Raw genomic sequence first — 13,590 nt, forward strand, 5'->3', positions numbered from 1 at the left:
GCTGAAACACTACGAATGGGCGACCTGAGCGGGTGGCCGTCAAAATCAGGGCACTGAGCCGATCGTCGCAGGTTCACCATCAATGTCGGGGAAATCTGCGCGAGATCTTACACAATATAGACGTTGATGCATGCAGCGGCGTAGGTTCGCGGGAGTATTAAATGACGCTCCAAATAAGGTGATCAATGGCACACGACGCACACAAGAAGGCTGCGGAGCACCACGAGCAGGCTGCAAAGGCGCATCATGCAGCAGCCGAGCACCATGCGAATGGCGACCACGAAGCTGCCCATGAGCATGCTGTGAAGGCCCACGAACACTCCACCCAGGCGCACGAACATTCAACGGACGCACATCAGCAGTCAGATGCACATAAGTAACTGACCTAGCCGCATGATCACCCTGACCGATGAGAGTTGGTCAGGGTGTTTCTGTTTATTGCCGTAGAGACTTTCGTGGGATGGAACTGCGGCGTTCTCATTCGTGTATAAAGACCTTTATGGCTGTGAACGAGTATGTCGGCTTGCGTTTTGTGCAACGTCGTTTCTATAATCCGCATCATCATCCCGAGATGCCACGAACACTTCAATCGCTTGACCGAAGGGTTAGGCACGGCGAAGAGCAGAGTTGATGCACTATGATCGCGCTGTGCTTTGTCTTAATAACTAAGTGACCCCGGAAGCAATCGGTGACACATTGAAAGAAAAGATTTACTGAGGAGTGTGGAATGAAGAAGGTAGTCGTTGCGTCTCTCCTGGCGGTTGCTAGCATGGCATGTGGTGCGGGTACCGTGGTAGCACAAACCCAGGTCAATCTCGGTTCCAACGCGCAGACCCCGGCGGGTGGCGACGTTCAATTGTCTCCAGCGGAGTACAAGGCCTATAACGATGCGATCTCGCAGTCGACGCCGCAGACCAAGGCGCCGGCGCTTGAGCAGTATCTTACGGCGTATCCGCAGTCGACCCTGAAGGCGTCGGTGCTGGAGCAGCTGATGCTGGCTTATAGCGCGTTCGATCCAACGAAGACCCTTGATGCGGCCGACAGGCTGCTGCAGGTCGATCCAAACAATCTTCGCGCGCTGACCTTTGAGGTTTACTTCCGCGATCAGGCCGCAGACCAGGCGACCGACCCCACTGCGAAGCAGGCAGCGTTGGACAAGGCAGCCGAATTCGGGCAGAAGGGCCTTGGGGTAACGACCAAGCCTACCGGTATGAGCGATGCAGACTTCGAAAAGCTGAAGTCAACTGCAACCCCCGTGTTCGATCGTGCGATCGCCGAAGCCGCGTTGAACAAGAAGGACGCAGCGACGGCCGTTAAAGACTTCAAAGATGAACTGCACAGCGTCCCCGTGGCGCAGACTCAGGTTCCCGGACCGATGCTTCAGGATACCTACACCCTGGGCCAAGCGTTCTATCAGGAGACTCCGCCTGACTATGTGAACTGCACTTGGTACGCCTCGCGCGCGGCCGCCTTTGCGCCAGAGCCGTACAAGAGCCAGATGCTTCCGCTGGCGAAGTTCTGCTACAAGAAGTACCACGGCTCCGATGAAGGTTACGAAGCTGTGACGGCTGCTGTTCAGACGAATCTGGATCCTCCTGCCGACTTCAAGATCAAGCCTGCACCGTCGCCCGCCGATATCGTGGCCCAAGTGATCTCGAGCACGCCTGACCTGGCAACGCTGGCAATCAGCGACAAGGAGTTCATCCTTGCCAATGGTAAGCCTGAGGATTCGGCAAAGGTCTGGGACACGATCAAAGGCAAGTCAGTTCAGTTCCCGGATACGCTGGTCATTGCGGTAACCGATACTGCCTTGCAGGTTGCGGTCTCGGATGATGCGGTTCAGTCGAAGACGGCGGACTTCACGTTCCAGCTGACTGCTCCGTTGAAGACTCCTCCTGCGGTTGGTGCGAAGGCGACTGTCAGCGGAACGTACGCTTCGTTTACGCCTAGCCCGATCATGATCACAATGAGTGATGGTGCTATCGTTGAGCCGAAGAAGACTCCGGCCAAGGCTCCAGTGCATCACACAGCACCACATCACTAAACTGATGTTGGTTTGCAGGAAGAGGCAGCCTTCGGGCTGCCTCTTCTGCGTGTAGAGATAACTGCTCGTATGCGCCGTTCCTGCTCTGTTCAGTTCTCCCCTTACAAGGGGCCCCCCTCCCATTACCTTTGCGTAAGTCATTTATTTACAATATTTTATAGCGAGTATTCCCCGCCTAAATATGAGAAAATAAAAGACTTATGCGCAAATATGTGCAAACAAATAACTTACGTCTCGATCACCCTTCAATAAAAAAGATCCCGTGGATAACGGGATCTTTTTTTGACTCTATTTCCATTATAGCTAGCTGGGTGGAACTCATACGCCACGCGAATGTGCTGGATTGGCGCGGATTTTACCTGTTTTGGGGCTTGACAGGTTTTGGATGCGACAAGAAGCGGTGCGTAAAAGGAGTAGACAAAAGCAGATCCCTGCGGGATAACAACAAAGGGCAGTGAAGAAGACCGCAAAAGCAGATCCCTGCGGGATGACAACAAAAGAACAGGCAACAGCAACAACGGCAAAAGCAGATCCCTACGGGATGACAACAATCTAAGGAACGGCGCTGGCGATGGGTGGAGGCTCTGTGGGAGGTGTTTACTCGCCGAGCATGATGCGCTGGATGTGGTGGGCGCGGCCTGTGGCTCCGTCGCAGGAGATGAGGGCGGCGCACATCTTTGGGTTGCCCTTGGCGGGTTCGAATTTGCCGGGCATGCCGGTGAGGAAGCGGGCCAGGACTAACTCTTTTTCTACTCCGATGACGGAGTCGTAGGGGCCGGACATACCAACGTCGGTCTGGTAGGCGGTGCCGTTGGGGAGGACGCGCTCGTCGGCTGTGGGGATGTGAGTGTGGGTGCCGAGGAGAGCGGTGATGCGGCCGTCGAGGTACCAGCCGAGAGCTACCTTTTCGCTGGTTGCCTCGCCGTGGAGGTCGAGGAGGATGACCTTTGCGGTGATCTTGCTGAGGAGTTCGTCGGCCTTGCGGAAGGGGTCGTCGCAGGAGGACATGAAGACGCGGCATTGCAGGTTCATGACGGCGTAGGTCTGGCCGTTGGGGAGCTCGCCCTGGTAGACGCCGAAGCCGGGGGTGCCGACGGCGTAGTTAGCGGGCCGGAGGACGCGGCGGCCGCGGACGTGGGAGTCCGCGGGGACGGTCATGTACTCGAAGATCTCGCGCTTGTCCCAGATGTGATTGCCGGTGGTGATGACGTGGGCGCCGAGGTCGAAGAGATCTTCGGCGATGGACGGGGTGATGCCGAAGCCGCCAGCGGCGTTCTCTCCGTTGATGACGAGGAGGTCGACGGCGTTGGTTTCAAGGACGTGCGGGAGGTGTTCGCGGACGATGTGGCGACCGGCGGAGCCAAAGACGTCGCCGACAAAAAGGATGTTCACTTGAGAAGTTTACATGGTGGGGCAGTGGAGAAATGGTGGTAGATATGGCGATAGAGGGATTGGATCGGGCGTCTGGTGTGTTAGTTTTTTGAGCATGGCACAGAGTGGGCGATTCCAATTGAGCGTGCGGGTGTTGGCGGTGCTGGCGAGTGAGCCTGATGCGATGCATACATCGGCGGCAATCGCGGAGGCGCTGAAGGAGAGCGCTGTGATGGTCAGACGGACCTTTCTGCTGCTGCATAAAGCGGGTTTGATCGAGCAGAAGAAGGGGCCACATGGAGGTGCAAAGCTAACGATTCCAGCAAAACAGATCGGACTTGGGGATGTGTTCGAAGCGACAGCAGGGGATTGGTTGAGTATCGAAGACAAGGCTGTCAGCGTATGGATCAAAAAGGTGCGGGCAGATGCGGTGAAGGCGATGAACGAGCATTCGCTGGCCGGCGTGGTGAAGAGATTGAAGAAGACGAAGTAAATTTTTTGGGGTTGGGTGCGGATTTTTTCCGAAAAAAAGTGGGCCCTGGTGAGAACCGGGGCTTTGCTGTCTTTGCTGGGCTTTTTCGTGGGGGTTGCGGGAAAAGTGGTGACTTTTGCGTGGTTTTTTGTGGTGGAAACGTGGTGAGATGCGTGGTGGATGTGGTCGTTAAATGGCCGTTATTTAGAGGCCGAAAAATACGCCAAGTGATTTGAATATTTCTTCGGGATGGTGCATATCGCCTCAGTACAAATAACTATTTTGGGTTTGATAGATTCTTGAAGATGGTGAAGTAAGACCAAGCCAGAAGAAGATAGCAGGGGATGACAAATAACAAAATCTTCTTGGGCAGATGCTCCGCGATCACATGGTAGGACATGATCGGAATGAGAATTACGAAGGCTATTGCTTGATAGCCCATCCACCATCGTCGAAAACGCCCCATCACACTCCTATGTTTCTCTATCAAACGACAATGACGTTCGCTCGGTTCGGGCATTAAGCCGAACCTTGCAGACTTTGGAGTCACACCCAAATCGTACAACACACGTTTTTTTGGATTGGCGGAGATGATCAACTATCAAGGCAGCAGGCGGCTGCGGAGAGCTGGCTTCAAGATCAATACATCGGCGGGAGTCCGGTTTTTTTGATGAGGGCGCGGTAGCGTTCGTCGGTGTGGAGGAAGTCGTAGGCGGGGTCGTCTTGTACCCAGAGGAGATATGGCGCCTTTTGCTGATATGCCTCTTCCAGCATCGTGAGAGTCTCCTCACGACGACCGAGTTGGGCGTATTGAAGGGCGAACTCCATGGGCGAGACGTATTGAGAGGTGGATTTTTTCTTGAAGTTGTTTACCTGCCGAAGGAGCAGGGCGTTATAGCCACCCTTCTCATAGGTGCTCCGAATTTCAGCAGCCTCTTTCTTGTCGCCCGACAGCAGTGAAGCCGTCTCCCACTCCTGGACTGCCTTCTCTAGTTGGCCTTTGCGGCGGTAGGTGTCGCAGAGCATCCAGTGAAGCATGGCGTCCTGAGGTGTAGCTTCCAGTCTTGAACGAACGTCGTCAATTGCGGCGTCGTATTGCCGCGCGGAGCTCAAGGCCAGAGCCATGCCAAAGGGTCGCTCAAACGGATCGAGTTCCATCGCCTTTTTTTCCGATTCGATGGCTTCGCTGTTGCGGCCGAGTGCGTTCAACACCTTTGCGTGGAAGTGATAGGGCTCGGCAAAGTCGGGATTGAGTTCAATCGCGTGTTCGATCTCCTGCTCTGCTTGTGGCCAATTCCAATTAAAGAACATGTTCGCGCCAAGCGCGAGGTGCGCCCAGGGAAGCGAGGGATCGAGTGCAACTGCTTTGTTGGCTGCTTCGATTGCCTTTGGAATGGCAACTCTTGGGTCGAGATTATCGAAGGCGCCTTGACCGTAGTAGGTGGCAAGGCCAGCCCAGCCGGGTGCGTAGTCCGGTTGCAGTTCGATTGCTCTTCGGAAGTACTTGCCTGCTGCTTCGTTGTCGCCCTGAAACCAGATATAGCGCCCGCGGAGGTAGGCGTCGTGGGCTTCGGGATTTACATATTGAGTGGGAGCGGGTTGAAGAGTGGAGGTGCCAAGCCGCTTTGCGATGGTCTGGGCGGCTTCTTTGGGCAGAGTGACGACGTCGTTTGCGTTGCGGTCGTAGCTCTCGGCCCAGAGGTGCGTGTCGGTGGGTGCCTGGATGAGCTGGATGGTCATGTGGACTTTGTCGCCGGTGCGGGCGATTGAGCCTTCGAGGACACCGTCGACGCCGAGTTCGCGGGCTATCTCGGGGAGGGGGCGATGGGCGCCCTTGTATTGCATGGCGGAGGTTCGGGAGACGATGCGGAGGGTGGAGTTCTTCGCGAGCATGGTGGTGAGCTCGTCGGTCATGCCGTCGGCGAAGTAGTTCTGGGCGGGGTCGCCGGAGAGGTTGTCGAGAGGAAGGACGGCGAGAGAGGTGATTTTAGGTGTTGCGACGAGGGAGCGATTGCGCATGATGCGTGTGCCGAGGATGATGCCGACGACTGCGAGGGCAAGAGCGATTGCGGCCAGAAGCCAGAGTCGGGAGTGTGAGGTGGATGTGGTTCCCTGGGGTGTGTGGCTTGAGGGTTGCGTTTTGCTTTCTGGCGGTGTTTCGGCGAGAGCTGTGTGATTTAAACCGTTTCGCGTGGGCTCCGGCGGGTCAGGAGCGGCTGAGATTGGAACGGCAGGGATTGGAGCGGGCAGGAGCGGATCCGGAGCCTCGTGGTGGATGGCGGCGATGAAGCGATAGCCCTGTTTGGGGAGGGTGTCGACGAAAGTGGGGTTGGAGGCGCTGTCATTCAGTACGGAACGAATCTGGCGAATGCAGAAGTTCAGGCTCTGGTCGATATCGACGTAAACGCCGTCGTGCCAGACGTAGTCGCTGAGCTGTTCGCGGGTGACGATGTCGGGCGCACGGGCTACGAGGAGCACGAGCACGCGGAATGGTTGAGGTTGTAGCTTGAGCGCGACCCCGTTGCGAGACAGGACGCCGCGCCTGGGGTCGAGCTCGTAGTCCCCGAAGCGAACGGCAGACGACAGTTCTCGCTGCTGGCTGTCGAACATTGGAAGATGATTATAGTTCTCTGCTCCGAATCGCCCGGAGGAGTGGGTGATTTGAGGAGTGGGGTTCGCTTCGCGAATAACCCACACTTTGCGGTGAGACTGCAAAGGATGGGCCACCCGATTTCTTCAATGACTTGCCCTTTGTATGAGACCGCGAGGATGGGCCACCCCGATTCTTGCAGCCCGATGAGAGCGCTTGTCTTATTGTTTTCAGGTGGTTTGGATCCTCATGTGAGATGAGGAAGACCTCATGATGAACTCATGACGAGATTCAGGTGGTGGGTGCTAGGTTCTCCTCGTCGGCAAGAGTCGGCGTCAAGAGGAGAATTGTTATGAGACCGAAGTTCAGCGCACTTACCGTGGCTCTCGGAGTCGTCGCCTTGGGAACGAGTTTTGCACCGGTCGCGAGGGCCGGATGCGGTTTCAACCCGGGCATACAAGCAAGGGGTAGCCTGAAACCGATGGCCTATGTTTTTGGTTCCGGATTGACCTGGGCAGGCGGTCAGGATTCGAGCTCTGCTGCTGTACAGAATCCGATCGTAGGGCTCTGGCGGATCAAGGTGCTTTCGCGAGGCAACCAGGCGTTCGGGATCCCGGACTACACTGTGCTGGATCAGGGATTTTCAGCCTGGCATAGCGATGGAACTGAGATTCTGAACTCCGGTCGCGATCCTGTGACGACGAACTTCTGCCTTGGGACCTGGAAGCAGACGGGGGCATCGAGCTACAAACTTGCTCACTACACGATGAGCTGGTCCGGTCTGACTGTGGATGCGAAGGGGAACATCGTGGTGAATCCAAAGACCAAGGAACCGCTGAACACATACATTGGCCCTGGGTACATCCAGGAGATTGTCACCCTCGGTGCGGGGAAAGACTCGTTCCAGGGGACATTCAGCGTCGAGCAGTTCGACCAGAACGGCAAATCGCTGTATGTGCTGAACGGCGATGTCTTCGGGACCAAAATTACAACGGACAGTCCTACCTTCTTCAAGTAGATGCAAGATGGCCCGGAAGGTAGACGACCACTTCCGGGCCTGGGCTTTACGTTGTTACTGATTGCCGTCGAGTCATGGCGATTTTTCTTATTGTGTTCGAGGCTGCAAACGCAGATTCCCCTTTGGGAATGACAACAAGGAAGCGACCTCCACAACTGCGGCGGCGTTGCTCTAGTCGTTGCGGATGTCGAGGGAGCCCATGCCTACGTTGATCTCGAGTGATCCGGAGCCGGTGCCTGCGTATTCTTTGCTGACGACGAAGTGTCCGTCGTGGCCGCCGGGGCGATGATCGTGGAGCGTGCCCATGCCAACGTTGACTTCCATCTTGGAGTAGCTCTTGTCGTTGTCGAGGACAAGCTGCATGTGGCCCATGCCTACGTTGATCTCGCGGTTGCCGGAGCTGCCGGTGGCGTTGAAGTCGAGATCGCCATCGCCGAGGTTGAATTCATTGGAGGAGTTCGGCCCCATGGGCATGGTGAGGGTTACGGCGGCGTGGGCTGCTTTGGGGAATTTGAGTTGAATGACGCCGGTGTCGGGCTGGACGCGGAGGGTCTGGATGTAGTCAGCGACGGTGTAGGTGTCTGATTGGGTGTTGAGCTCGACGGTGAGCTTGAGTTGCTTGGCGTTGGGATCGGTGCGGAGGCGGAGGTCGGCGCGACAGATGTGCACGGTGAGCCTTCCGCTGCTGTCGAAGGGGCGCGCGAATTCAAGGTGGTGAGGCTTGAGGATGTCGCTGGGGAGGGTGGCGAAGTCGTGCGTGGTGACGGGCTTGTCGTCGTCGCCGCAGTCCATGGATGGGGTGTGCGGTTCGGCTTCGGGCTTTGTCTGGGCGATGACTTTTACGGCGTTGGCGGGGAGGGTGATGGCCAGGGCAAAGGTGAGGACGTACCAGAGTGATTTACGCATGGGCTCTCCTGGTCTTCCTTGGGTGCTGATGGTGTGTACGTGATTTCCTGTTTGGATGTTCCCTGGCTGGGTTTTGTTGGTTCAGGACAGGCAACGGCAAGGGCAGAGGCAGATTCCTCCGCTTCGCTACGGAATGACAACAAAAAGGCAGACTTCGTTGTGGAATGACAAGAAGTGGATGGCAAAGGCACGTGCAACAGCACTACAACAGCAGATCCCTCCGCTTCGCTGCGGAATGACAACAAAAAGACAGACTTCGTTGTGGAATGACAACAAAAAGGCAGGCTTCGTTGTGGAAAGAAAAGAAGTGGAGCGTGGTCAGGGTTTGGGGCGGAGGTTTTGGAGGAGGGCTTCGGCGGTGGGCTGGGTGTTGAGGATGTCGGCGGGGGTGAGCCAGGCGCGGCGGAGCTGGGTGATGCCGTAACGGATCTGGTCGAGCTCTTCGGTGGCGTGGGCGTCGGTGTTGACTACGATCTTGCAGCCGTGCTGCTTGGCGAGGCGGAGGTGGAGGTCGTTGAGGTCGGCGCGGGCGGGGCTGGCGTTGTGCTCGACCGCTACGCCTTTTTGTGCTGCGGATTTTAAGATGGTGTCGATGTTGATGGCGTAGGGCTCGCGGCCGAGGACCTTGCGTCCGGTGGGGTGGCCTAGGATGCGGACGTACGGGTTTTCGATGGCGCGGAGGACTCGGGCTGTCATCTCTTCGGCGGGTTGATTGAAGTGGGAGTGGACGCTGGCTACGACGATGTCCATCTGGGCGAGGGTGGAGTCTTCGAGGTCGAGGGCGCCGTCGGCGAGGATGTCGACCTCGATGCCGGGGAGGATGCGGATGCGGCCTTCCATTTCGGTGTCGACTTCGCGGATGCGCTTGACGTGGGCGAGGGCGCGGGTGTCGTCGAGGCCGTTGGTCATGGCGAGGTTTTTGCTGTGGTCGGTGATGGCGATGTAGGCGAGGCCGCGGGCGAGGGCTGCTTCGGCCATCTGACGGATGGTGTCGCGGCCGTCGGTGGCGTTGGTGTGCATGTGGAGGTCGCCGCGAATGTCCGCGATGGTGATGAGCTGCGGGAGTGTGTGATTGGCCGCTGCGTCGAGTTCGCCGCCGTTTTCGCGGAGCTCGGGGGGGATGTAGTCGAGGTCCAGGGCGTTGTAGATGGCCTCTTCGCTGGCTGAGGCGACGATGACGTTGTCTTGTAGGCGCAGGAGGGCGTATTCGCTGAGGGTGAGGCCGCGCTTGATGGCGCGCTGACGAAGGGCTACGTTGTGCATCTTGCTGCCGGTGAAGTATTGGAGGGCGGCTCCGTAGCTGGAGCGAGGGAGGAGACGGACGTCGACCTGGAGGTTGTTGCGGAGGGTGAACGAGACTTTGTTTTGGCCTTTGGCGATGAGCTTGTCGATGAGAGGGAGGTTGGCGACGTGCTCGACGGCTGCGCTGACTACGTCTGGCTCGCAGGCGGGGCCGGTGGCGAGGAGGTCGAGGTCTCCTACGGTCTCGCGGCCGCGACGGAGGGAGCCGGCGGGGGTGATCTCGTCGATGCCGGGGAAGGCGCGGATGAGGGTGATGATGGTGTCGGCGTGCTGCTGGGCCTTGTCGATGCGGAAGCGGCTGGAGTTTTTACGGTGGTCTTCGATGCCTTTGAGGAGCTTGGTGACGAACTTTTCGCCCATGCGGGGGAGCTTGGTGAGGTGACCGGCTTTGGCGGCTGCTTCGAGGCCATCGATGTCGCAGACCTGGCAGGAGGACCAGACGAGAGCGACGGTTTTGGGGCCCATGCCGGGGAGGCGCAGGAGTTCGAGCATGGTGGGCTTGTATTTTTGGAGGAGCTCTTCGCGCAGGGGCATGGTGCCGGTGGCGAGGAGAGCCTGGATGTTGGCGGCCATGCCTTTGCCGATGCCGGGGATGGTGAGGAGGGCCTTGGGGTCGTCGGCGAGGGTCGAGAGTTGGGTGGTTTGCTGCTCGACTGCCTCGGCTGCCCGTCGGTAGGAGCGGATGCGGAAGGTGTCAGCTGCGTCGATCTCGAGGAGGGAGGCAGTTTCGTCGAGAAGGCGTGCGATCGAGATATTGTCCATGAGTGTTCGTCAGCGACCGCAGGGGTCACTGAGCAAGTATGCAACATTGTCCGGAGGAAAGGCAGAAAGAGGCAGGCCGAGTGGGGGCCCAGGGTGGAGCTCTCGGCGCTGACTGGAAGAGTTAGATACTAGGAGGCCACTTCTTTCAGCCGTGCTACCTGGTCGGCCTGGGGACCTTTGCTGCCCTGAATGATGTCGAACTCTACCTCATCGCCTTCTTTGAGGCTTTTATAGCCTTCGCGCTGGATGGAGCTGTAGTGAACGAAGACGTCTGCTCCGCCTTCGCGGCCTAGAAACCCGTAGCCTTTTGCGTTGTTGAACCACTTAACTGTGCCCTTGTATTGTGCCACTGAGCCGCTCCCATTCGTATCTCGTATTGAGCGTCGTTCCCGCCAAGTGAAAGTACCTCAGCGGTAATGCCGTTCTAAAGACTGTGACGCAAACGGAGCGATGCGAGTTTTCTGCATCCGTTGGCCGATGTCTACTTTTTGACGAAAACCATGAATTTGGTTACTTGCGTGTTTATTGGTTATTCCCCACATTTTTGCGCGATGCACAGATATAAAACGATTTGTGGATATGTCAAAATTTCATATGGTAAGCAGCTCCGCTGCGGTGTCGTGCTTGCAGTGGGGAGTGGTGCTTGGGTCAGAGGCGGCCGGCGCGTCGGGCAGCGTCGTAGAGCATGAGGCCGATGAGGGTTTTGCCGTCGTGGATCTTGTTTGCGGCGATGAGTGCCAGTGCTTCAGAGAGTGGGACGCGGAGGATCTCGATCTGCTCGTCGAGCTCGGGCGCAGCGGCTCCTTCGCGGATGTCGCGGGCGAGATAGATCTGCATCCACTCGCCGAGGAAACCGGGGCTGGCGAAGTACTTTGTCAGCAGCGTCCAACGTTTGGCGCGGTAGCCGGTCTCTTCGATCATCTCGCGTTTGGCGGCGGCGAGGGTGGCTTCGCCGGGTTCGACGCGGCCGGCGGGGAGTTCGAGGAGGAACTGGCCGGCGGCGTGGCGGTACTGGCGCTCGAGGATTATGTCGGGATCGGCTGGGTTGCGGGATTCGTCGACGGCGAGGATGACGACGGAGCCGTTGTGTCGGATGACGTCGCGGGTGTTGAGATGCCCGCCGGGCTCTACTACCTTGTCGGTGTAGACGTCGAAGACTTTGCCTTTGTAAGAGAGTTTGGAGGAGATGAGGCGGGATTTTTTTGTGTTGGCTGGGGATTTTTTGATGGCGGCGGCGGGCGACTGGTTCTGAAGAGCGATTTTGGCGGGCTTGGCAGATTTTTTTCCGGGCTTCTTTATTTGGGCGGCCATGAGGCTAAAGTATCATCCTGCATCTAGACTTGGGTGGAGGGCATCCAACGGGGAGCGCAAAAAAAATGGTTGCCTGCTGCGGTACTTCCAGGTTGACCCGCGGTTGATGAGATTGAGGATAGTTCTGAATGAACGTTGAGTGTTTTCCCGTCACGGTGTTGCCGCATGTGTCGCAGATCTATCGCGACTACCTTGCGATGGATGAAGGCGCGACGGTGCGGCGGTGGTATGGCGCGGAGGCTTTTGCCGGGAAGTGGATAGGGAAGGGCGTGTCGGTGGGGCATGCCGATGCGTTGGCTGATCTGTTGGAGCGGCAGGCGAGTGAGTTTGGCGCGGGAGATGCCGCGAAGGCGAATATTGCGAAGTTGCGGGCGGGTGCTCGTGCGGTGGTGACGGGACAGCAGGTGGTGCTGTTCGGTGGGCCGCTGTTGACGATCTTGAAGGCGGCTACGGCGGTGGCGCGGGCGAAGGATGCGACGAGGGCTACGGGCGTTGAACATGTTCCTGTGTTCTGGATGGCAACGGAGGACCATGATCTGGAAGAGGTGGATCAGGTTTCGATGTTGACGAAGACGTCGGTGGAGACGCTGCGTGCAGGGTTGAAGGTGGCGCATGCGGTGCCGGTGGGTGGAGTGGTGCCGGGTGCATCGTTTGATGCCGTGTTGGAGCAGGCTAGTGAACTGCTTGAGAATGCTCCGGTGAGCGATTGGCTGCGGGAGTGTTATGAGCCCGTCGGGGAGGCGAGGCCGACGCTTGCGATGGCGTTCGGGCGGTTGATCGCTAAGATTTTCGCGGAGCAGGGACTGGTCGTGATGGATGCGGCTTCGCGAGAGTTTCATGCGCTGGGGGCGGGTACGCTTCGATATGCGATTGAACATGCGGCTGAGTTGCAGGATGCTTTGATTGCGCGGAGTGCGGAACTGGTGGGGGCTGGGTATCACGCGCAGGTGTTGGTCGCTGAAGGTGGATCGATGTTGTTTCTGCTGGATGAGACGACGGGGGATCGGGTGGCTCTGCGGCGGATTGTGGCAGAGGGTAAGGACAGCCAGTGGAAGGCTGGTGGGCGTGTTTATTCTACGGCGGAGTTGCTGAAGATTTTGGAGACGCAGCCGGAAAGGCTGAGTCCGAATGCGCTGCTGCGGCCGGTGTTTCAGGATACTTTGTTGCCGACAGCGGCTTATATCGGTGGGCCGGCAGAGATCGCTTACTTTGCGCAGAGTGCAGTTTTGTATGAAGCGATTCTGGGGCGGATCACGCCGGTGCTGCCGCGGTTGAGCGCGACGCTGCTGGAGCCGGCGATTGCGACGGTGATGGATAAGGATGAGGTGCAGTTGCCGGATGCGATGACGACGGCGGAGGCTTTGGCGCAGAGGCTGGGGGCGCGGGCGATGCCGATCGAGGGCAAGCGCAAACTGGCTGCGGTGGGGAATGCTGTCGAGGTCGAGTTGGCTGTGTTGACGGAGTACCTGGCGGGGATGGATGAGTCGCTGGGACGCGCGGCGAAGGTGTCGGGGTCGAAGATGCGGTACCAGATGAATCGGCTGCGGAGGATGGCTGCTACGTTTGAGTTGCAGAAAGAGGCGAGCCTGCTGAAGCATGCGCAGGCGATTACGCTGAATGTGTTTCCGGGGGGGCATCCGCAGGAGCGTGTGGTGGCGGGGGTTTGGTTTATGGCGCGGTATGGGGATGGGTTGGTGGAGAAGCTGGTGGGGGTCGCGGGGAATCAGTGTCCGGGGCATGTGGTGGTGCGGCTGTAGCGGTTGTTCGAGTTGCAGGATTTGTTCCGGGCTGTAGCTGCAGGAAGGCATACACCA

General features: G+C 58.0%; 12 protein-coding genes. 5 read left to right on the plus strand and 7 right to left on the minus strand.

Annotated elements, in window-relative coordinates:
- The first annotated feature begins 185 nt into the window (after positions 1-185).
- The gene (locus RBB82_RS18980) at positions 186-380 is read left to right on the plus strand and encodes a hypothetical protein (RefSeq protein ID WP_433972307.1); all 195 of its coding nucleotides are present in this window, start codon (positions 186-188) and stop codon (positions 378-380) included.
- A 347-nt stretch (positions 381-727) separates the two neighbouring features.
- A complete protein-coding gene (locus RBB82_RS18985) occupies positions 728-2,044 on the plus strand; it encodes a hypothetical protein (RefSeq protein WP_433972308.1) in 1,317 nt (438 codons plus the stop codon).
- A gap of 597 nt (positions 2,045-2,641) precedes the next feature.
- Here RBB82_RS18985 and RBB82_RS18990 read toward each other — a convergent pair.
- A complete protein-coding gene (locus RBB82_RS18990) occupies positions 2,642-3,436 on the minus strand; it encodes a TIGR00282 family metallophosphoesterase (RefSeq protein WP_433972309.1) in 795 nt (264 codons plus the stop codon).
- 94 nt (positions 3,437-3,530) lie between these two features.
- Here RBB82_RS18990 and RBB82_RS18995 point away from each other — a divergent pair, with 94 nt between their 5' ends.
- Positions 3,531-3,908, plus strand: coding sequence for an RrF2 family transcriptional regulator (locus RBB82_RS18995; RefSeq protein WP_433972310.1), 378 nt, complete (start codon positions 3,531-3,533; stop codon positions 3,906-3,908).
- 256 nt (positions 3,909-4,164) lie between these two features.
- On the opposite strand, the gene RBB82_RS19000 is transcribed toward RBB82_RS18995, so the two are convergent.
- Both RBB82_RS19000 and RBB82_RS19005 read right to left on the minus strand, forming a co-directional pair.
- Positions 4,165-4,353, minus strand: coding sequence for a hypothetical protein (locus RBB82_RS19000; protein ID WP_433972311.1), 189 nt, complete (start codon positions 4,351-4,353; stop codon positions 4,165-4,167).
- 173 nt (positions 4,354-4,526) lie between these two features.
- The gene (locus RBB82_RS19005; protein WP_433972312.1) at positions 4,527-6,614 is read right to left on the minus strand and encodes a winged helix-turn-helix domain-containing tetratricopeptide repeat protein; all 2,088 of its coding nucleotides are present in this window, start codon (positions 6,612-6,614) and stop codon (positions 4,527-4,529) included.
- 215 nt (positions 6,615-6,829) lie between these two features.
- Between RBB82_RS19005 and RBB82_RS19010 the strand changes: the two genes are divergently transcribed.
- Positions 6,830-7,495, plus strand: coding sequence for a hypothetical protein (locus RBB82_RS19010; RefSeq protein WP_433972313.1), 666 nt, complete (start codon positions 6,830-6,832; stop codon positions 7,493-7,495).
- 171 nt (positions 7,496-7,666) lie between these two features.
- Here the strand turns inward: RBB82_RS19010 and RBB82_RS19015 are convergent, their stop codons facing one another.
- The 4 genes from RBB82_RS19015 to RBB82_RS19030 form a co-directional block, all read right to left on the minus strand.
- Positions 7,667-8,401 (minus strand): hypothetical protein, encoded by a 735-nt coding sequence (locus RBB82_RS19015; RefSeq protein ID WP_433972314.1) that lies wholly within the window; start codon positions 8,399-8,401, stop codon positions 7,667-7,669.
- A gap of 318 nt (positions 8,402-8,719) precedes the next feature.
- Positions 8,720-10,465, minus strand: coding sequence for a DNA polymerase/3'-5' exonuclease PolX (gene polX / locus RBB82_RS19020; protein ID WP_433972315.1), 1,746 nt, complete (start codon positions 10,463-10,465; stop codon positions 8,720-8,722).
- A 128-nt stretch (positions 10,466-10,593) separates the two neighbouring features.
- Positions 10,594-10,815: a cold-shock protein gene (locus RBB82_RS19025; RefSeq protein WP_433972316.1), complete on the minus strand. Its 222-nt coding sequence runs from the start codon at positions 10,813-10,815 to the stop codon at positions 10,594-10,596.
- Between the two features lie 298 nt (positions 10,816-11,113).
- A complete protein-coding gene (locus RBB82_RS19030) occupies positions 11,114-11,776 on the minus strand; it encodes an NUDIX hydrolase (RefSeq protein ID WP_433972317.1) in 663 nt (220 codons plus the stop codon).
- 128 nt (positions 11,777-11,904) lie between these two features.
- Between RBB82_RS19030 and bshC the strand changes: the two genes are divergently transcribed.
- Positions 11,905-13,533: a bacillithiol biosynthesis cysteine-adding enzyme BshC gene (gene bshC, locus RBB82_RS19035; RefSeq protein WP_433972318.1), complete on the plus strand. Its 1,629-nt coding sequence runs from the start codon at positions 11,905-11,907 to the stop codon at positions 13,531-13,533.
- The last annotated feature ends 57 nt before the right edge of the window (positions 13,534-13,590 follow it).

Source organism: Tunturiibacter lichenicola, assembly GCF_051013355.1.
GTDB classification, from domain to species: Bacteria; Acidobacteriota; Terriglobia; order Terriglobales; family Acidobacteriaceae; genus Edaphobacter; species Edaphobacter lichenicola_F.

What these genes read in the sequence shown, in the direction of transcription:
- RBB82_RS18980 (WP_433972307.1), top strand. Translation starts at nt 186, where the DNA reads ATGGCACACGACGCACACAAGAAGGCTGCGGAGCACCACGAGCAGGCT.
- RBB82_RS18985 (WP_433972308.1), top strand. Translation starts at nt 728, where the DNA reads ATGAAGAAGGTAGTCGTTGCGTCTCTCCTGGCGGTTGCTAGCATGGCA.
- RBB82_RS18995 (WP_433972310.1), top strand. Translation starts at nt 3,531, where the DNA reads ATGGCACAGAGTGGGCGATTCCAATTGAGCGTGCGGGTGTTGGCGGTG.
- RBB82_RS19000 (WP_433972311.1), bottom strand. Translation starts at nt 4,353, where the DNA reads ATGGGGCGTTTTCGACGATGGTGGATGGGCTATCAAGCAATAGCCTTC.
- RBB82_RS19010 (WP_433972313.1), top strand. Translation starts at nt 6,830, where the DNA reads ATGAGACCGAAGTTCAGCGCACTTACCGTGGCTCTCGGAGTCGTCGCC.
- RBB82_RS19015 (WP_433972314.1), bottom strand. Translation starts at nt 8,401, where the DNA reads ATGCGTAAATCACTCTGGTACGTCCTCACCTTTGCCCTGGCCATCACC.
- polX (WP_433972315.1), bottom strand. Translation starts at nt 10,465, where the DNA reads ATGGACAATATCTCGATCGCACGCCTTCTCGACGAAACTGCCTCCCTC.
- RBB82_RS19030 (WP_433972317.1), bottom strand. Translation starts at nt 11,776, where the DNA reads ATGGCCGCCCAAATAAAGAAGCCCGGAAAAAAATCTGCCAAGCCCGCC.
- bshC (WP_433972318.1), top strand. Translation starts at nt 11,905, where the DNA reads ATGAACGTTGAGTGTTTTCCCGTCACGGTGTTGCCGCATGTGTCGCAG.